The sequence below is a fragment of the Pseudorhizobium halotolerans genome (assembly GCF_902153235.2).
In the GTDB taxonomy this organism is placed as follows: Bacteria; Pseudomonadota; Alphaproteobacteria; order Rhizobiales; family Rhizobiaceae; genus Neorhizobium; species Neorhizobium flavum.
Map to the genome: position 1 here is coordinate 47,021 of NZ_CABFWE030000008.1, position 17,094 is coordinate 64,114.

Genomic DNA, 17,094 nt, shown 5'->3' on the forward strand with positions numbered 1-17,094 from the left:
ACCAGCAAGCCGCTTCATGGAAGCAGTGATCGCCTGGATTGGGCGGATCATCGTTGCGGACAGCAGGACGAGCGAAGTTGCGATGATCACTACGGTCGCGCCGAGGCCGATGATAATGCTCCAGAAGGTGCGATTAGCGGCGTCGGACGAGGCGGTTGCACGAGCGTCCAGCAATGAAGTTTCTTCATCGGAGATCTGCTTCGCGATCGCGCGGATGGAGTCCATGTACTTCTTGCCTGCGCCAGCGATTTCCATCGCACGAGCCTGCTCGACAGTCGTGGGATCGCGCATCAAGGCGATCTCCTTGCCAAGTACCTCCGTGCCCCAACCCTTGACCAGTGCTTCGAGGTCCGAGAACCGCTTCTGTTGAACGGCGTTGTCGGAGGTGAGGCTCTTGCCGAGTTCGAAGGCCTTCTTGAACTGGAGTTCTCCCGCCTTCTGTGGCTCCAAGAAGGCCTCGTCCCCAGCAAGAAGATAACCGCGCAAGCCGGTTTCCTGGTTCACCATCCCGGCGATCATGTCGTCGACGGCGCGAAGGACCTGGTAAGTATGTTCCGTCCAGCGCGTCGCGTCCTGCTGGGTGTTCGACGAAGTGAGACTGAGAAGGTTCACGATCAATCCTGCGATCAGGATTGAGCTGAAAGCGATGACGAGCTTCGTCATCGTTCGAAGATTTGCTATGAGGCCGAACACCGTATGCTCCTGTGCATGAAGTCAGAGCTTCAGGGAGACGACGGGAGCTTGCTAGGGTCGGCGAGTTGACGTTGCCCAGCTTCTCGGCCCGTCACCTCTGAAGACGAGTTGAACCTTTCCCATTCGCCTTAATTAGACATGAATAATGGAATGGAACTTGTAGCCGGTGATTTCTTGCCGGTGGGAAGGAAAAACGAATCTACGGCGGCATGATCGATGCGAGTACGCCGCAGTCGTAACTTCAAAAGAAGAGGGCGGGCAGCTTGCGCCACCCGCCCTTGTTTTTCATTCAGCTGAGGTCAGCTCGCCTCAGAACTCTTCCCAGCTGTCGTTGCTGACGGCGACGGCAGCGGAGCCTTTGGCAGAGAAGGCGTTGGCGATCTTGCCCATCATGCTGCGGGCGGGTGAGGCGACCGGGGCGGACTTGGCTCCGGCCTTGGCCACCGGTGCCGATGCCCGCTGCGATGCCGGCTGGTAGGAGGCGGCGCCGCCGAGCTGGAACTGGCCGATCAGGCCGCGCAGGCGGCTTGCCTCGTTGGCGAGGGTAGCACCGGCCGCATTGGCTTCTTCCACCATGGCGGCGTTCTGCTGGGTGACCTGATCCATCTGGTTGACGGCGGTGTTGACCTCCGACAAGCCCACCGACTGTTCGCGGGCCGAGGTGGCGATCGCGTCCATGTGCTGGTTGATCGTGACGATATAGCTCTCGATCGTCTTCAGCGCCTCGCCGGTGTCGCTGACCAGCTTCACGCCATTGCCGACCTCGGCAGACGAGTTGCGGATCAGGTCCTTGATCTCCTTGGCAGCGGTTGCCGAACGCTGGGCCAGTTCCCGGACTTCCTGGGCGACGACGGCAAAACCCTTGCCGGCTTCACCAGCACGTGCTGCTTCCACGCCGGCGTTCAGCGCCAGGAGGTTGGTCTGGAAGGCGATGTCGTCGATGACGCCGATGATGTTGGAGATCTGGCTGGAGGACTGCTCGATCTTGCCCATGGCATCGACGGCATTGGCGACGACGGCGCCGGAATGGCGTGCGCTTTCGTTTGCCTGGATCGCCACCGTGCGGGCCTCTTCGGCGCGCTTGGAGGAGTTGGCGACATTGGTGGTGATCTGGTCGAGGGCTGCGGCGGTCTCTTCCAGCGAGGCGGCCTGCTGTTCGGTGCGCTTCGACAGGTCCTCGGCGCTCTGGCTGATCTCGCGCGATCCGCTGTCGATGGAGCTGGTGGATTCCGCCACCGCCGTCATGGTTTCGCGAAGCTGCATGACCGAGCGGTTGAAGTCTTCGCGCAGGCCCTCGAATTCCTCGGCGAAGGACTGCGTCAGCTGGACGCCGAGATTGCCGGCGGACAGCTGCTTCAGGCCATCGGCCAAGCCCGTGGTTGCCTGTGCCATGGCTTCGGCGCGGATGCGCTCCTGCTCGGCCGTGCGGCGGCGCTGTTCTTCCGACTGCGAGCGCTGGGCATTGGCCTCCTGCTCGAGCCGGCGGTTCTCCAGCGCGTTCGCACGGAACACCTCGACGGCCGCCGCCATTTCGCCGATCTCGTCGGTGCGGCCCGCATAGGGGATCGCCGTGTCGGCATCGCCCTTGGCAAGGTTGTTCATGGAGCCGGTGATGGTCTGGATCGGCCGCGCGATGCCGGTAATGGCGAACCAGATGGCGGCGGCGATGACGGTTGCAAGCACGCCGATCGCGATGAAGGAGACAGTCAATGTCGTCGAATAGGCGGATTGTGCGTTGGCATAGGCTTCGGTGGTGTCACTGTTGCTGATCTCCACGAGCCGCGTCGCGCTCTCTGTTGCCTCCGTGGCGCTCTTGACCATCTCATCGCGGAGGATCCGGTTTGCTTCATCGATGTGCCCAGCCAGAGAGGAAGCAAAGACGGTGGCACCGACCCTGTTGTACTCGTCGACGGCTTGCCCGAGCTTCCCAACGATCTCGCTCTCCTCCTTCGACGGGTTGAGCGTGTTGAACTTGGCGATATCTTCCTTAAGCTTGGCAGTCGCTGTTTCGACTGTCTTGGCGGCGGCAGTCTTGCCCTCCGCGTCCGACCGAAGGATATGGCTGCGATAGGCGGTCCGTATGTCGCCGAGCTGAACTTCCATGTCCTTTACCGTGATTGCGGTGGGCATGTTGTCCGTAGCGATCTCCTCGAGATGTGCATTGATCGCGCCGAGCCGGTTGAGGGCAAAGGTCGCGAAGAGCCCGAAGGAAATGCCGATCAGAATCAGGATTCCTGCAAGGGCGGTTTTAACTTTGGGTCGTGTCATGGGAGGTCCATTCAGGGGCGAGAGGGCTCAAGGGCGCTGCGAACGCAGTCAGCCTCGATCGATGCAACTTTAGCGAGCCATGCGTTACGAAAATCAAACGGCGACGCCCTTAGATATCATGGATGAAATTTAGTTAAGGCTGATGTATAGGTAATTCCCTATCTGCCGATCCACCGATCGATGCCGCATCTCGTAACCGATTGCGCGAAAGACTTCCGCCGCCAGCTTCGCACCAGCCGCGGAGGACATGCTCGCCCCGGTCCCATCAGCCGGAATCGAGTCGTCATGTCGCTCCTGCCCCAGTCTCTGCGCCGAATGTTGTCCGCCATCGGCATGTTCGCCACGGCCGCAAGCCTGAGCGGCTGCATCCTGGTCACCGACACGAGCCGCATGAATCCGGATGTCTTCGTGCAGGAGACGGCGCCGGTCTTCCACGTTCCCCCCTATGCGGATCCACCGACAAACCAGCCGCCACCGATGCCGGGCGGCATTCCGCAGAAGCACCAGCTCTATCCGACCTATTTCCACCAGACCTACAGGCCGACCTATGGCATGCCGGTCTCAAACCCGGTGCATCGCACCATGTACGGGGCGTTCAACGATGAGGGCCGGACACTGCCGGCAATCCCCTATTCACGGATCGAGCCGCGCTTCCTGCGCCAGGAAGTCTCCTACCAGACCACCGAGGCGCCCGGCACGATCGTCGTCGACACGAAGCAGCACTATCTCTATCTTGTGCAGCCTGGCGGGAAGGCGATCCGCTATGGCGTCGGCCTTGGCAAGGAGGGCTTCGCCTGGTCGGGCCGCGGCACCATCCAGTGGAAGGCGAAATGGCCGCGCTGGACGCCGCCGGCCGACATGGTCGCCCGCCAGCCGGAACTGCGCCAGTTCGCCGCTGCCGAAGGCGGTGCCAATCCGGGCCTCAACAATCCGCTGGGCGCCCGCGCCCTCTACATCTTCAAGGATGGCAAGGACACGCTCTACCGCGTCCACGGCACGCCCGACTGGCAGTCGGTCGGCAGGGCTACGTCCTCCGGCTGCGTGCGCATGCTGAATCAGGACGTTATCGACCTTTACGATCGCGTACCCGCCTCGGCGCCGATCGTCGTGATCTGATCATCCCGTTCTGGATCGGCTGGTTGGCCTCCCGTAGGGAAGCGTAAACGTTCCCGTGATAGCACAGGCCCATCATGGAACCTTTGCATTCAGGTTGCCGTTGATCGGGCCTAGTCAGAAGAACAAGTCGGGCGGTTTTCCGAACATGAGCATGAATATTACCTATTCCCGCCGGGGCGTCCTGTCGCTTCTTGCGGCGGGCGCGGCCTCGACCCTTGCCGGTTGCGCCTCGAGCGGCTCCGGGTCGTCGGGTGCACGCATCATCTCCGCAACGCCTGCCTCCTTCTCGCCGCCGCCGGTCTCACCCGCGGGTCGTTCGCCCGAGCTGGACGCCATGTATGGCACCGTCGTCGACGGCGGTTACGTCATTCCGGCCGTGCCCTACTGGAACATCAACCCGCGCTACTATCGCCAGCGTGTCCTCGATCCGACCGGCGAACGCCCGGGCACGGTGGTCGTAGACACGGCATCGCGCTTCCTCTACCTCGTCGAGCGTGACGGCAGCGCTATGCGCTACGGCGTCGGCATCGGCCGCGAAGGGTTTGCCTGGGAAGGCGAGGGCGTCATCCAGTGGCGGCAGAAATGGCCGAAGTGGACGCCGCCGGCGGAAATGATCGCGCGCCAGCCGCAGCTTGCAAAATACTCTGCAGAGAACGGCGGCCAGCCACCGGGCCTGGACAATCCGCTCGGCGCCCGCGCGCTCTACATCTTCAAGAACGGCCAGGATACGCTCTACCGCCTGCACGGTTCGCCGGAATGGAACTCGATCGGCAGAGCCGTTTCCTCAGGTTGCGTTCGTCTGATCAACCAGGACGTGATCGACCTCTATGAGCGCGTGCCGCAGAAGGCCCGCATCGTCGTCTGGCAGTAACAGCGAAGGCGCGCCTAGGTGGGCTGCTGCTCCTGCAGCCGGCCCGTCAGGGCGCGCACCCTGTCCCGCAATCCCTCCATCTCCTCCAGGCTGCATTGCGTCGCCTCGGCAATGGCGCGGGTGACGTCGATTGCCTGTGACGCCAGGTCCTGTCCTTTTTGGGTCAGAGAGATGCGCACGAGCCGTTCATCCTGGCTGTCGCGCTTGCGGCTCACGAGGCCGCCCTGTTCCAGCCGTTTTAGGAGCGGTGACAGCGTTCCCGAATCCAGCCCCAACCGGTCGCCGATTGCCCGCACCGACTGGTCGTCCTCCTCCCACAGCACCAGCATGACAAGGTATTGCGGATAGGTGAGGCCGAGCGGCTCCAGCAGCGGCTTGTAGGTGCGGGTCAGTGCATGGGCCGCGCCGTAGATCGCAAAGCACAGCTGCGTCTCCAGCCTGGCTGGCGCCTCGCCTCTGCTCTGTTTCTTTTTCGTCATCGCGTGCCTGATTTTCCGGATCTCTGGCCTATCTCCCAATTATCCACCCAGTCTTGGTGATTATCAATGCGCAAAATTCTATTGCGCGCAATCTAATTGCCTGTTACGGATATTTGTCTCTGAACCTGAAGGAGTGAAGACGATGGCAATTCTCTACACGACCAAAGCTTCTGCCACCGGCGGCCGGTCCGGCCGCGCTGTATCCGAAAATGGCGTCCTCGATGTCACCCTGACTGTCCCCAAGGAACTGGGCGGCGACGGCGCCACCGGCACCAACCCCGAGCAGCTTTTCGCCGCCGGCTATTCCGCCTGCTTCCTCGGCGCATTGAAGAATGTCGCCGGCAAGGAGAAGGTGAAGATACCGGACGATGCCAAGGTCACCGTCTCCGTCGGTATCGGTCCCCGCGATGACGGCACCGGTTTTGGCATTGAGGTCTCCATCACCGTGGACATTCCCGGCATGGACAAGGCGCAGGCCGAGGATTTGGTCGCCAAGGCGCACATCGTCTGCCCCTATAGCCACGCCATGCGCACCTCCACCGAGGTACCCGTTTCGGTGGCCTGACCCTACGGAGGAGGGGGCGGAACATCGCCGCTCCCTTGACCATCCGGCCCAGTGCTACTATCTTTCCTCTGAAAGGATTGCGCCATGGGTTTGCTGGAGAAACAGGTTGGTCGGGTTGAAATCTCGGAGGCGCAGGTGGTCACCAAGGCCACTGTAGTCGCAGCCGAGCGGCTGGGGCTGAATGCTCGCAGCCTCGCCTCGGTTCTCGGCGTGTCTGAAGCTTCCGTCTCGCGCATGAAGCGGCTCGATCATCTCCTGGAGAAGGGAACGAAGCCGTTCGAGCTGGCGCTCTTGCTGATCCGCCTGTTCCGTTCGCTCGATGCCATTACCGGCGGTGACGAAGGGGTAGCCCGCAAGTGGCTGCGCAACACGAACACCGCACTTGGCGGAATACCGGCGGACAGGATCTCCACCATTACCGGCCTCACCGATGTTCTTGCCTATCTGGACGCCCGCCGCGCTCTCGTCTGAGGCGCGACCGGTCGCCGGGGAATTCTGGCGGCTGGTCGAGGCCCAGCATCGCGTCTCGACGATGAAGCTCGTGGAGACGGTGGACGAGCAGGCCCTGCTGGAAAACCTGCTGGAAGAGACGAAGCCGGCCTTCCCGCCCGAATGCGTCGGCCTCGACTACCTGCTCGCCACGCCCTTCCGTTATGGTGCAAGCTATCCGCTCGGATCGCGTTTCCGCCGTGCCGGCCGCACGCTCGGTGTCTTCTATGCAGCAGCGCGGGTCGAGACGGCGATCGCCGAGATGGCCTTCTACCGGATGCTGTTCTTCGCCGAATCGCCGGACACGCCGCTTCCTGCCAATGCCGCCGAATATACCGCCTTCGCGGCATTGGTCGCGACGGAAGCTGGCATCGATCTGACCATCCCGCCGCTCGACAGGGACAGCCATGCCTGGGAGCACCGCACCGATTACGCAGCCTGCCAGGCGCTGGCCGATGCGGCACGCGAGGCGGGCCTAGATGCCATCCTCTACCGATCCGTTCGCGACCCGGCAGGCGGGCTCAACCTGGCGCTTCTGTCCGCCGGGGCATTTGCGGCGCGGGAGCCGGTGGAGCGGCAGACCTGGCGCATGCGGCTGTCGATCACCGGTGTCCAGGCCATTCGCGACTTCCCCCTCCTGCGCATCGGCTTCTCCATGGCAGACTTCGCCGCCGATCCGCGGATTGCCGCACGCCTTACCTGATCGCCGCGAGCGTCTGGCGCAGCGGCGCCATCGAGGACCCCAGCTCACCGTCGAGCTCGCCATGCACCCGCTCCCAGATCGGCAGCGCCTGCGACAGCAGCGCGGTACCCTCCGACGTCAGCCGCATCAGCCGGCTGCGCCGGTCGTCGGGATGGGGAAGGGTCTCCACCAGCCCGCGTCGCTCCAGTATCTTCACGGCCGCCGTCAGCGTCGTCCGGTCCATGGCTAGGACTTCCGCCACCGGCCCCATGGGTGCAGGCTGCGGCCGGTTTAGCGCCATCATCAGCGAGAACTGCCCGTTGTTGAGGCCGAGCGGTTTCAGAGCATTGTCGAAACGGCGGGCAAGCGCTCGGGCCGCGCGCTGTACATGCAGGCACAGGCATGTATCGCGGACGTGGATGGTCGTGGAGAGAGGAATCGGCATGGCGTTTGACATGGATCATATATGTTGATATCAACGTAAATGTCAAGTCAGAGGAGGATGAGCATGAACGCGATCACGTCGCCGGAGAATGCAATCGTGTCCCGGGAGGAGTGGCTGGAAGCCCGCCGCAGGCTCCTTCAGCTGGAGAAGGAGGAAACGCGCCTGCGCGACAAGGTGCGGGCCGAGCGCCGGGCGCTTCCGTGGGTCAGGATGGACAAGGACTATGTCTTCCACGCCCCCGACGGGGAGAAGCGGCTTGCCGACCTCTTCGATGGCCGCAGCCAGCTGATCGTCTACCATTTCATGCTGGGTCCGGACTGGGATGCCGGCTGCACGGGCTGCTCCTTCCACTCAGATCATGTGGACGGTGCGCTTGTCCATCTCAACAACCACGACGTGACCTATGTCGCCGTCTCCCGTGCGCCGATCGAAAAAATCGAGGCCTACAGGAAGCGCATGGGCTGGAAGTTCCCCTGGGTCTCGTCCTTCGGCTCCGACTTCAATTTCGACTTCCACGTCTCGTTTACGCCGGAGGAACTGGGGAGCGGCAGCGTCCGCTACAACTTCACCGAAATCCCGCGCGAACAGGCCCATGACGAACTCCCGGGCCTATCCGCCTTCTACAAGAACGAGAAGGGCGAGATCTTCCACACCTATTCGACCTATGCCCGCGGCGGCGAAGAGCTGATCGGCACGCTGATGATCCTCGATCGGGCGCCGTTCGGCCGAAACGAGGAAACCACGATGAACTTCGTCAAGCGTCATGACGAATACGAGCAGGCGCCCGAAGCTTCATCCTGCTGCCACTAAGCGGGCGCAATATCGGTACCATGCACAGGAGGAATGGCCATGGAAATGGAGATGGCGAAGCCGCAGGCCGAGCACGGTTTCCTGCAGAGGCTCGTCGGCACCTGGGAGGTCAGGGACATGCCCGATGCCGGCACATGGGTCGAGGTGGTCCGGTCGCTGCATGGCATCTGGTTCGTCGCGGAAGGCAATGGCCAGATGCCGGGCGGTGGCGATGCCACCACAGTGCTCACGCTCGGCTACGATCCCGCCAAGGGCAGGTATGTCGGCAGCTGGATCGGGTCCATGATGACCCACATGTGGGTGTACGAAGGCGAGGTGTCTGCCGACGGCAATACCCTCAGCCTCTATACCACCGGGCCTGACTTCGAAAATCCCGGCAGGACCGGGGACTATCGCGAGCAGATCATCATCAAGGATGATGATCATCGCATCTTCAACTCCAGTGCGAAGCAGGCGGACGGAAGCTGGAAGCAGTTCATGGAAGTCAATTACCGGCGCGTGTCCTAGGCGCCCAAATCGCCCGTCGCAAGCCGGGCAGGAGGAGATTGAAATGCTGCAGACTGCATCGGAAACCAGAAGCGAAACCCACGGCAAGTTCATCTGGTGCGAGCTGATGACGTCGGATACGGAGGCGGCCGGCCGCTTCTATTCGTCGGTCCTCGGCTGGTCGCTCAACGCCATGCCGATGGGGGAGGGCGACGCCTACCATCTCTTTCAGATCGGCGAGGGCGACAAATGTCCCGGTATCGGTGGCATGATGAAAATTCCAACTGAGATGGCCGGCAGCATGCCGCCGAACTGGAGCGGCTACGTTGCCGTCGATGACGTCGACCGGACCGCACGGGAGTTCACGGAGAACGGCGGCACCGTGCATCGGCAGCCGGAGGATATTCCGCAGGTGGGTCGCTTCGCCGTGGTCGCCGATCCGCATGGCGCCGTCCTCAACATCATGGCGCCGCTGCCGACGGATGACATGCCGCCGCCCCCGCCGGAGGGTGCGCCGGGCACCGTCGGCTGGCACGAACTCTATGCCGCCGACATGGAAGAGGCCTTCAAGTTCTATAGCCGCATCTTCGGTTGGACGAAGGACAGCGACTTCGACATGGGAGAGATGGGGGCCTACCGGCTCTTCGCCGAACACGGCAAGCAGACCGGCGGGATGATGAAGCGTCCGGAGGAGATCCCCATGCCGTGTTGGGTCTACTACTTCAACGTCGAAAGCGTCGAAGCCGCCATCGGGCGGGTCCGTGCCGGCGGCGGCCAGGTGCTGAACGGGCCGATGGAGGTTCCCGGCGGCAGCTGGATCGCCCAGTGCACCGACCCGCAGGGTGCCTTCTTCTGCCTCGCATCCATGCAGAAATGACTAGAAAGCCGGGGCGAGTTCGCCCCGGCTTTCTCCATCGCTGTTAAAGTTGGGTTCATGGAACTGCTGCTACAGGCGTCGGTTGGACGCTCGTGATAGGATGCAGCTCCCGGACGAAAGGCGATGGATGCGCAGGATCAGGCTGATGGTGATTGGACCGCCACCATATCTTTCTCCGGCCGTCCGCCAGGCGTGGAGCCGCGCCGAGATCGATCTTGAGGGCCCCTATAACTCCAGGGATTTTGCGACCAAGCTTGTCGAGGCATCGTTCGATGGCGCTATCATCGATGTGGAGTACGATGCACCCACTCTCCTGCAGGTGGTTGAGGTCCTGGATGCCTTTGCGGTACCGGCCATCTTCGCCGGCAGCGGCCGTGCGGCCCCAGGAGGAGGCTACTCCCTTTCCGCCAATTCGGAGGCCATGAATGCGATCGTCCGGAGCCTGCTCGGCTCCGAGGCGAGTACAATGCAGTAACATTTGTAATTGCGCCGCATTTCTCGGCTTTTATGGTTGCCTGACAGGCTTTCGGCGCCGGCCATCGGCGGCCGCCCCTCTCGCCTTGCGGAGAATGCCCATGCCGGACCGGTACTTCTATCCCGGGATCCTTGCCTCCGACGACCTCAAGCTGCTTCACGAGACGGTGCGCAACGTGCTGCAGGTCGAAAGTGGCGAAGGCGCGGCGCGGGATCCCGAAGCGGTGGCCAGGATCGTGCTGCGGCTCTACAGGACTGGGCTCACCGAACACGACAAGCTCCTGCAACTCGCTGGGCTGATGGTGGACCGCCAGGCGCTGGTGGGCGGCCCCGTCTTCTGATCACCTTTTCACATCATCACTGTCGGGGAACCAAAGCGCTGTGCGGGGATTGACCCTGGTAACGAGGAGTCAGTCGATGCAGGAAGCAGCAGGTGAAAGCCACCCGCAGACAGAAATCGTGGAATTGATCCCCATGTTGAGGAGTTTCGCGAGGCGCTTCTACAGCAACTCCCATGATGTCGACGATCTGGTGCAGGAAACGGTGCTGCGGGCGCTCGCCAATCTGGACAAGTTCCAGCCGGGCACCAGCCTGAAATCCTGGGCCTTCACCATCATGCGCAATACCTTCTGCACGCGCTACGGCCGCGGCAAGCGGGAATTCGTCGGTGCGGAGGACTGCGCCTCGTTGCAGCGGTCGATCAATGCCCCGCAGGAATGGGCCGTGAGGATCCAGGAATTCGATCGTGCGCTCGCCGGACTTCCGGAGCACTATCGTGACGCTTTCGAGATCGTGTTGATGCGTGGAGAAAGCTATGAATCCGCATCGGCGCTCTGCAACTGCCCCGTCGGGACGATCAAGAGCCGCGTCAACCGCGCCCGCCTCGCCATCCTGAAGACACTGGGGGAGGATGGCGTCAGCGGGACGGTGGACATTCAGTAGCGGCCTCTCTTCGCCAATCTTGATGGAATCATCTCGGCTGCTATGGTCGCGCGTATGACAGCCCATTTATCGGTGACCCGGCCCGCTTACCTGCAGAAATTGCGGCAGTTTCTCGTCAGGGTGGAGCGCGGGCAGGACAGGACGGCGCTACGCCTGCAGGCGGCCTTCGCCGTTGTCGATATCGCGATCCTCGCCTTCTTCCTCTTCGGTCCGTACCTCCGCGCCGGGCCTTCCTACCTCATCATCGACTACATGATCGCGGTCTGGATCAGCATGGAGCTGATTGCGAGGGCACTTGTTGCACCGACTTGGCGCATCTTCTTCCGTCGGTTCATGACCTGGATCGACATCATCATCCTCGCGACGCTGCTTTTTCCCGATGTATTGTTCAACTTCGCCTTCCTCAGAGCCATGCGTCTATGGGCGATCGGGAGTAGTCCGCTGCTGCAGCATGGTCTCCGGCGCGCCGGATATGCACACCTGCTCGATGTCGTCCGGGCGCTGATCAACCTCCTGGTTTTCCTGTTCATCGTGACCGGCTTCGTCTACACGAGCTTCTTCTACAATCGGCCGGGCGAGCAGGGTTTCGTCGATGCTCTCTATTTCACGGTCGCCTCCATTACGACCACCGGCTACGGCGATATCACGCTTCCAGGTACCGCCGGAAAGCTCACCTCGGTGGTGACCATGATCGTCGGAATTTCCCTGTTCGTGCGACTGGCTCAGGCGGTGGTGCGTCCGAACAAGGTCCATTACCCCTGTCCCCAGTGCGGGCTGCAGCGACACGAGCAGGACGCCGTTCACTGCAAGGCCTGTGGGGAAATGCTGAAGATTCCCGACGACGGCGACTGACAGGCGCCTTGGCCATTCAGACTCTGTTTGCTCCTGCTTGGGCAACCGCCTAGAAGCGGTTCAATCAAAGGAGAATGGTCATGGCCGATGCGGATGACGAATATGTTTATGACGAAGCGACCGGCGAGTGGCGCCCCGCGTCCGAAATGGCCGCGGCGGCCGCGCAGGCTGCAGACGTGCGCGACGCCTCCGGCAATGTGCTGAAGGATGGAGATTCCGTCACCCTCATCAAGGACCTGAAGGTCAAGGGTGCCGGCCAGACCCTGAAGCAGGGAACCGTTATCCGCTCGATCCGCCTCACCGATAATCCGGAAGAGATCGACTGCCGCCACGACGCCATCAAGGGCCTCGTGCTGCGCACCGAATTCGTCCGTAAGCGGTGATCGCCATCTCCGCCCGTGCGGCCTGGCGTCGTTAGCGCTTCAGGCTGCCGAGGATGCCACGCACGATTGCGCGGCCGAGCGAACTTGCGACCGAACGGGCAGCACTCTTCATCGCCGCCTCGACGACCGTTTCGCGCTGGCGGGTGGAGGTGCGCCGTCCGGCGGACTTTTTCGTCGGCTCGTCGTCGCCGAAACCGGGCAGGCTCCAGCGGCCCGCGGCGCTCTCGCTCTCCTGCTCCTCGGCTTCGCGTTGCGCGGCCTCTGCTTTTGCCGCCTTTTCCGCGCGCTCCATCAGGATTTCGTAAGCCGACTCCCGATCGATGTCGCGGTCGTACTGGCCGGCGATCGGGCTCCGGTTGATGATGTCCCGCCGCTCGGCATCGGTCAGCGGCCCGATCCGCGACGAGGGCGGCCGGATCAGCGTGCGCTCGACCATGGACGGAGCGCCCTTGCCCTCCAGCGTCGAGACAAGCGCCTCGCCGGTGCCCAGTGCGGTGATCGCCTCCTGCGTGTCGAAGGCCGGATTGGTGCGGAAGGTATCGGCCGCCGTCTTCACAGCCTTCTGCTCGCGCGGCGTATAGGCACGCAGCGCATGCTGTACCCGGTTGCCGAGCTGCGCCAGCACCGCCTCCGGCACGTCGAGCGGGTTCTGCGTCACGAAATAGACCCCGACGCCCTTGGAGCGGATCAGCCGCACCACCTGTTCAACCCGCTCGATCAGAACCTTGGGTGCCTCGTCGAAGAGCAGGTGCGCCTCGTCGAAGAAGAAGACGAGCTTCGGCTTGTCCGGATCGCCGACCTCCGGCAGCTCCTCGAAGAGTTCCGACAGCAGCCACAGCAGGAAGGTCGCGTAGAGCCGCGGATTGTTCATCAGCTTGTCGGCGGCCAGCACCGTGATCATGCCGCGCCCGTCCTGCGTTGTGCGCATCAGGTCGCGGATGTCGAGGGCAGGCTCTCCGAAGAAGTACTCTGCGCCCTGTTGCTCGAGCACCAGGAGAGCCCGCTGCAGCGAGCCCACCGAGGCCTTCGAGACGAAGCCGTAGCGGGTGGAGATCTCCCCGGCATGCTCACCCATGTAGTTGAGGAGCGCCTGCAGGTCCTTGAGATCGAGCAGCGCCATTCCGCCTTCGTCGGCGATCTTGAAGGCGATGTTCAGCACGCCCTCCTGCGCCTCGGTGGCGTTCATCAGGCGAGCCAGAAGGAGCGGCCCCATCTCCGCGACCGTGCTGCGCACGCGATGCCCCTTCTCCCCGTAGAGGTCGAGGAAGATCACAGGCGAGGCGGCGAATTCGTAGTCGGAGAACTGGACTTGCTCGGCGCGCTTCAGGAGGAAGTCCTTCTCTTCGCCGGCTGCGGCGATGCCGGAAAGGTCTCCCTTGATGTCGGAGCAGAATACCGGGATGCCGGCATTGGAGAAGCTCTCGGCGAGAATCTGCAACGTCACCGTCTTGCCCGTTCCCGTCGCCCCGGTGATCAGGCCGTGCCGGTTGCCGAACTTCAGCTCCAGATATTCAGGCTTGTTGAAGGAATCATCGGGATTCCGGCTGCCGCCGAGAAACAGTTTTCCCTCTTCGATCATGCAACTGGCGCTCCCTCGCAGCGTTACGGCTCAAAGGGTTATAGAGGCAGCCGAAGTGCCCGGCAACGGTCGCGCCGGCTGACGTCGGCCAGCCTTGATGTATGTGGAGCGGCTAGATGCAGGAGGACGTGATGGAGGCGGAGAGGCGTGAGCCGGGACGAGGCCGCGAGGCCGAAACGCCCCAACAGATACCCGCCAAGGGCATGAAGGATGTGTTCTGGCGCCTCTATGCTGCCATCAACGAAGATCGCGTCATGCTGGTCGCGGCGGGCGTCACCTACTACCTCCTGCTGGCGCTCTTTCCTGCCATGGCGGCACTGGTCTCGCTCTACGGCTTCTTCGCCAGCCCCAGCCAGATAGCCGAGCGGATCCAGTTCCTGGGCGCCGTCATGCCGGCGGATGCGCTGAACATCTTCCTGGAACAGCTGCGTTCGCTCGCGTCTCAGGACAGCTCCTCCCTCAGCCTGGGCTTGATCGCTGGTCTCGGCATTGCGCTGTGGAGCACCAACAACGGCATGAAGGCGCTGTTTCAGGCGATGAACGTTGCCTATGAGGAGGAGGAGAAGCGCAGCTTCCTGAAGCTCACCGGGATCTCGCTTCTGTTTACGCTCGGGACTCTCATCCTGATCGTGGTGCTGATTGTCGCGGTGGGTGTCGTGCCGGCGGTTCTTTCCTTCCTGTCCCTCGGTAGTTGGGCCGAAACGCTGATCAACACGCTCCGCTGGCCGATCCTGCTTCTCATCATCATGGCCGGCATCACCTTGCTCTACCGCTACGGGCCAAGCCGCGAAGATGCTCGGCTTCGCTGGCTTAGCTGGGGCGTCATCTTTGCGACCGTGTCCTGGCTTCTCGCTGCCGTCGCCGTGTCCTTCTATCTTTCGAACTTTGCCGACTACAACGCCACCTACGGCACTTTGGGCGCCCTGATCGGCTTCATGGTATGGACATGGGTATCGGTCATCATCGTCATCGTCGGTGCGGAACTGAATGCGGAGCTCGAGCATCAGACGGCGCAGGATTCCACGACCGGGCCTGAACAGCCGATGGGTGAGAGAGGCGCCTATATGGCTGACCACGTTGGCAAAGCCTCTTCCTGATCGAGATCGGTTGATCGGCTCCGGGATCTGCGCGATTGGCTCTGGACGCCGATTGCGGTTCCGTATTACCTTGACGTCAACGTCAAACACTTCGAGGAGAAAATTGATGAACGAACTCGTCACGCGCGTGGCCGACAATGTCGGCATCACCCCGGATACGGCCGAGAAGGCCGTCGGCATGATGCTCGGCTTCCTGCAGCGCGAAGCTGATGACGGCGCGGTCGCCCGGATGATTGAAGCTATTCCCGGCGCCCCGGAACTGGTCGCAAAGTTCAACGGCGAGGGGCAGGGCGGCGGTGGTCTGCTCGGCGGCCTGATGGCGAGCTTCGGCGGCGGGGTTATGGCGCTCGGCCAGCAGCTCATGGGACTCGGCCTCGGCATGGGCGAGATCACCTCGCTCGCCAAGGAAACTATCAAGGTCGCCCGCGAACACGCCGGCGACGAGACGGTCGATACCGTGGTCGCCTCCGTCCCGGGGCTCAGCCAGTTCGTCTGATCCGATACTGCTTTCAAACATAGAAAAGCCGCCGGCACCCCCGGCGGCTTTTCTCTTGGCTCAATCCCACTCCGGCGCCAGATGGCCCGGATTGACGATGCGGCCGTCGGGGCGGGCGAGCTTGTGGATCTCCGCCATCTCGCCGTCGCCGAGGGCGAAGTCGAAGATGTCGAAATTCTCGCTGAGCCGGCTCTCCGTCGCAGTCTTCGACAGGGCGATCACGTCCTTCTGCTGCACGGCCCAGCGCAGCGCCACCTGGGCCGCCGTCTTGCCGTGCCGGGCGCCGATGTCGCGCAGCACCGGATCGTGCGGCACCTTGCCGTCCGCCATCAGGTAGTAAGCGGTGATCGACATGCCCGTCTTGCGGGCCTCGCCAATCACCTTGGTCTGGTCGAGATAGGGGTGGTACTCGATCTGGTTGGTGACGATGGGCGCGTCCGAGAGCCGGATCGCCTCGGCCATCAGCGCAGTCGAGAAGTTCGAAATACCGATATTCCTGACTTTGCCGGCCCGGCGCAGCTCGTTCAGTGCGCCGATCCGGTCGGTGAGCGGCATCTCGCTTTGCGGCCAGTGGAGGAGGAGAAGGTCCACATAGTCCGTCTTCAGCTTCGCGAGGCTTTCGTCCACGGAGGTAATGAAGGCGTCGTGCCCCACGCGGTCGACCCAGACCTTCGTTGTCAGGAAGATGTCGGCGCGCGGAATGCCGGAAGAATGGAGCACATCGCCGACGGCCGCCTCGTTCTTGTAGATCTGCGCGGTGTCGACGTGGCGGAAGCCGATCTTCAAGGCTTCCGGCAGGATCCGGTGCACGTCCTCCTCCGGCATGCGGAAGGTCCCGAAGCCGAGGGCGGGGATGTTGGCGCCGTTTGCGCTCACTGAATGCATGGAAGTACTCCTTTGGTGCGCCCGTCGGACCCGGGCGGAAATGCGGCTCCTTCTACATGGGCCGCAGGCGGATCGCTTCAACTGCAGCCGTCCTTCGAGGGGAGGGACATTTGGAGATTTTCCGACAGCAGGAAGGGGTATATAAACCGATTCAAATCATTGCCGGCAGGACGACCCGCCTGCCCATTTCGAATATTGATAAGGACGGCGCCTGCAGTTTGCAGGGATGCCAGTGGCATCGGATCCGTCCGGAGAAAAGCCCATGACGGAAACACCGTTTCAACTGGTTGCCAGCCTGCGCGCGCAAGCCCATTCTGCCAATGCTCCTCCAGCGGCCGATGCGACCGCCGAGATCGACGCCCTGCGGGAGCGATGCGAGGCGCTCGAACGGGAGAATGCGGAACTGCGCCGACAGGCCGCGCGGGGAGACGCCATGCTTCAGGCCGCCTCGTCCTTCCTTGAAGCCTATGGCCGCAAGTACAAGAACCTGGCCGGCGGCGGCATTCGCCCCACCGCGATCCTTCTCAACGAAGTGAAGGTGATGTGGGCGGTCCACAACGACTTCCGCACCTTGACGGAAAGCGAGTTCTGAACCCGGGGGCACT

Annotated in this window: 22 protein-coding genes; 16 read left to right on the forward strand and 6 right to left on the reverse strand. The window is 62.7% G+C overall.

Annotated elements, in window-relative coordinates:
- The coding region (locus FN060_RS14240; RefSeq protein ID WP_185929048.1) for a CHASE3 domain-containing protein at positions 1 to 693 on the reverse strand (693 nt) is incomplete at its 3' end.
- Between the two features lie 309 nt (positions 694 to 1,002).
- Positions 1,003 to 2,961, reverse strand: a complete 1,959-nt coding sequence (locus FN060_RS14245; protein ID WP_142588686.1) for a methyl-accepting chemotaxis protein — start codon at positions 2,959 to 2,961, stop codon at positions 1,003 to 1,005.
- Between the two features lie 285 nt (positions 2,962 to 3,246).
- Here FN060_RS14245 and FN060_RS14250 point away from each other — a divergent pair, with 285 nt between their 5' ends.
- Both FN060_RS14250 and FN060_RS14255 read left to right on the forward strand, forming a co-directional pair.
- The gene (locus FN060_RS14250; RefSeq protein WP_142588687.1) at positions 3,247 to 4,077 is read left to right on the forward strand and encodes a L,D-transpeptidase; all 831 of its coding nucleotides are present in this window, start codon (positions 3,247 to 3,249) and stop codon (positions 4,075 to 4,077) included.
- Positions 4,078 to 4,222: 145 nt separating this feature from the next.
- Complete coding sequence (locus FN060_RS14255; RefSeq protein ID WP_142588688.1) at positions 4,223 to 4,948, forward strand: L,D-transpeptidase; 726 nt, start codon at positions 4,223 to 4,225, stop codon at positions 4,946 to 4,948.
- Positions 4,949 to 4,962: 14 nt separating this feature from the next.
- Here FN060_RS14255 and FN060_RS14260 read toward each other — a convergent pair whose 3' ends face one another.
- A complete protein-coding gene (locus tag FN060_RS14260) occupies positions 4,963 to 5,427 on the reverse strand; it encodes a MarR family winged helix-turn-helix transcriptional regulator (RefSeq protein ID WP_142588689.1) in 465 nt (154 codons plus the stop codon).
- A 142-nt stretch (positions 5,428 to 5,569) separates the two neighbouring features.
- Here FN060_RS14260 and FN060_RS14265 point away from each other — a divergent pair, with 142 nt between their 5' ends.
- The 3 genes from FN060_RS14265 to FN060_RS14275 all read left to right on the forward strand — a co-directional run bounded on the left by FN060_RS14265 (position 5,570) and on the right by FN060_RS14275 (position 7,184).
- Positions 5,570 to 5,992, forward strand: a complete 423-nt coding sequence (locus FN060_RS14265) for an organic hydroperoxide resistance protein (protein ID WP_142588690.1) — start codon at positions 5,570 to 5,572, stop codon at positions 5,990 to 5,992.
- A gap of 84 nt (positions 5,993 to 6,076) precedes the next feature.
- On the forward strand, positions 6,077 to 6,463 hold the full coding sequence (locus FN060_RS14270; RefSeq protein ID WP_142588691.1) for an MbcA/ParS/Xre antitoxin family protein: 387 nt from the start codon (positions 6,077 to 6,079) through the stop codon (positions 6,461 to 6,463).
- Positions 6,423 to 7,184 carry an RES family NAD+ phosphorylase gene (locus tag FN060_RS14275; RefSeq protein ID WP_142588692.1) on the forward strand — a complete coding sequence of 254 codons (762 nt, stop codon included), beginning with the start codon at positions 6,423 to 6,425 and terminating at the stop codon, positions 7,182 to 7,184. The genes FN060_RS14270 and FN060_RS14275 overlap by 41 nt, the downstream gene beginning before the upstream one ends.
- Here FN060_RS14275 and FN060_RS14280 read toward each other — a convergent pair.
- Positions 7,177 to 7,620, reverse strand: a complete 444-nt coding sequence (locus FN060_RS14280) for a MarR family winged helix-turn-helix transcriptional regulator (RefSeq protein WP_142588693.1) — start codon at positions 7,618 to 7,620, stop codon at positions 7,177 to 7,179. The two genes, FN060_RS14275 and FN060_RS14280, sit on opposite strands and share 8 nt — an antisense overlap.
- 51 nt (positions 7,621 to 7,671) lie before the next feature.
- Between FN060_RS14280 and FN060_RS14285 the strand changes: the two genes are divergently transcribed.
- The 8 genes from FN060_RS14285 (at position 7,672) to FN060_RS14320 (ending at position 12,432) form a co-directional block, all read left to right on the forward strand.
- Positions 7,672 to 8,418 (forward strand): DUF899 domain-containing protein, encoded by a 747-nt coding sequence (locus tag FN060_RS14285; protein ID WP_142588694.1) that lies wholly within the window; start codon positions 7,672 to 7,674, stop codon positions 8,416 to 8,418.
- 45 nt (positions 8,419 to 8,463) lie between these two features.
- Complete coding sequence (locus FN060_RS14290; RefSeq protein ID WP_142588869.1) at positions 8,464 to 8,925, forward strand: DUF1579 domain-containing protein; 462 nt, start codon at positions 8,464 to 8,466, stop codon at positions 8,923 to 8,925.
- 43 nt (positions 8,926 to 8,968) lie between these two features.
- Entirely contained in the window at positions 8,969 to 9,781 is an 813-nt protein-coding gene (locus tag FN060_RS14295; protein WP_142588695.1) for a VOC family protein, read from the forward strand.
- A gap of 145 nt (positions 9,782 to 9,926) precedes the next feature.
- Complete coding sequence (locus tag FN060_RS14300) at positions 9,927 to 10,256, forward strand: hypothetical protein (protein ID WP_142588696.1); 330 nt, start codon at positions 9,927 to 9,929, stop codon at positions 10,254 to 10,256.
- 100 nt (positions 10,257 to 10,356) lie between these two features.
- Positions 10,357 to 10,596 carry a hypothetical protein gene (locus FN060_RS14305; protein WP_142588697.1) on the forward strand — a complete coding sequence of 80 codons (240 nt, stop codon included), beginning with the start codon at positions 10,357 to 10,359 and terminating at the stop codon, positions 10,594 to 10,596.
- A 76-nt stretch (positions 10,597 to 10,672) separates the two neighbouring features.
- On the forward strand, positions 10,673 to 11,197 hold the full coding sequence (locus FN060_RS14310) for a sigma-70 family RNA polymerase sigma factor (protein WP_142588698.1): 525 nt from the start codon (positions 10,673 to 10,675) through the stop codon (positions 11,195 to 11,197).
- 54 nt (positions 11,198 to 11,251) lie between these two features.
- Positions 11,252 to 12,049 carry a potassium channel family protein gene (locus FN060_RS14315; protein ID WP_142588699.1) on the forward strand — a complete coding sequence of 266 codons (798 nt, stop codon included), beginning with the start codon at positions 11,252 to 11,254 and terminating at the stop codon, positions 12,047 to 12,049.
- A gap of 80 nt (positions 12,050 to 12,129) precedes the next feature.
- On the forward strand, positions 12,130 to 12,432 hold the full coding sequence (locus tag FN060_RS14320; RefSeq protein WP_052637448.1) for an alkylphosphonate utilization protein: 303 nt from the start codon (positions 12,130 to 12,132) through the stop codon (positions 12,430 to 12,432).
- A 31-nt stretch (positions 12,433 to 12,463) separates the two neighbouring features.
- On the opposite strand, the gene FN060_RS14325 is transcribed toward FN060_RS14320, so the two are convergent.
- Positions 12,464 to 14,011 carry a helicase HerA-like C-terminal domain-containing protein gene (locus tag FN060_RS14325; RefSeq protein WP_142588700.1) on the reverse strand — a complete coding sequence of 516 codons (1,548 nt, stop codon included), beginning with the start codon at positions 14,009 to 14,011 and terminating at the stop codon, positions 12,464 to 12,466.
- A gap of 116 nt (positions 14,012 to 14,127) precedes the next feature.
- On the opposite strand from FN060_RS14325, the gene FN060_RS14330 reads away from it, so the two are divergent.
- Positions 14,128 to 15,108, forward strand: a complete 981-nt coding sequence (locus FN060_RS14330) for a YihY/virulence factor BrkB family protein (RefSeq protein WP_142588701.1) — start codon at positions 14,128 to 14,130, stop codon at positions 15,106 to 15,108.
- 106 nt (positions 15,109 to 15,214) lie between these two features.
- Positions 15,215 to 15,604, forward strand: coding sequence for a DUF2780 domain-containing protein (locus FN060_RS14335; RefSeq protein ID WP_052637455.1), 390 nt, complete (start codon positions 15,215 to 15,217; stop codon positions 15,602 to 15,604).
- Positions 15,605 to 15,664: 60 nt separating this feature from the next.
- On the opposite strand, the gene FN060_RS14340 is transcribed toward FN060_RS14335, so the two are convergent.
- Entirely contained in the window at positions 15,665 to 16,489 is an 825-nt protein-coding gene (locus FN060_RS14340) for an aldo/keto reductase (RefSeq protein ID WP_142588702.1), read from the reverse strand.
- A gap of 262 nt (positions 16,490 to 16,751) precedes the next feature.
- Between FN060_RS14340 and FN060_RS14345 the strand changes: the two genes are divergently transcribed.
- Positions 16,752 to 17,081 carry a coiled-coil domain-containing protein gene (locus FN060_RS14345; RefSeq protein ID WP_142588703.1) on the forward strand — a complete coding sequence of 110 codons (330 nt, stop codon included), beginning with the start codon at positions 16,752 to 16,754 and terminating at the stop codon, positions 17,079 to 17,081.
- Positions 17,082 to 17,094 lie beyond the last annotated feature (13 nt).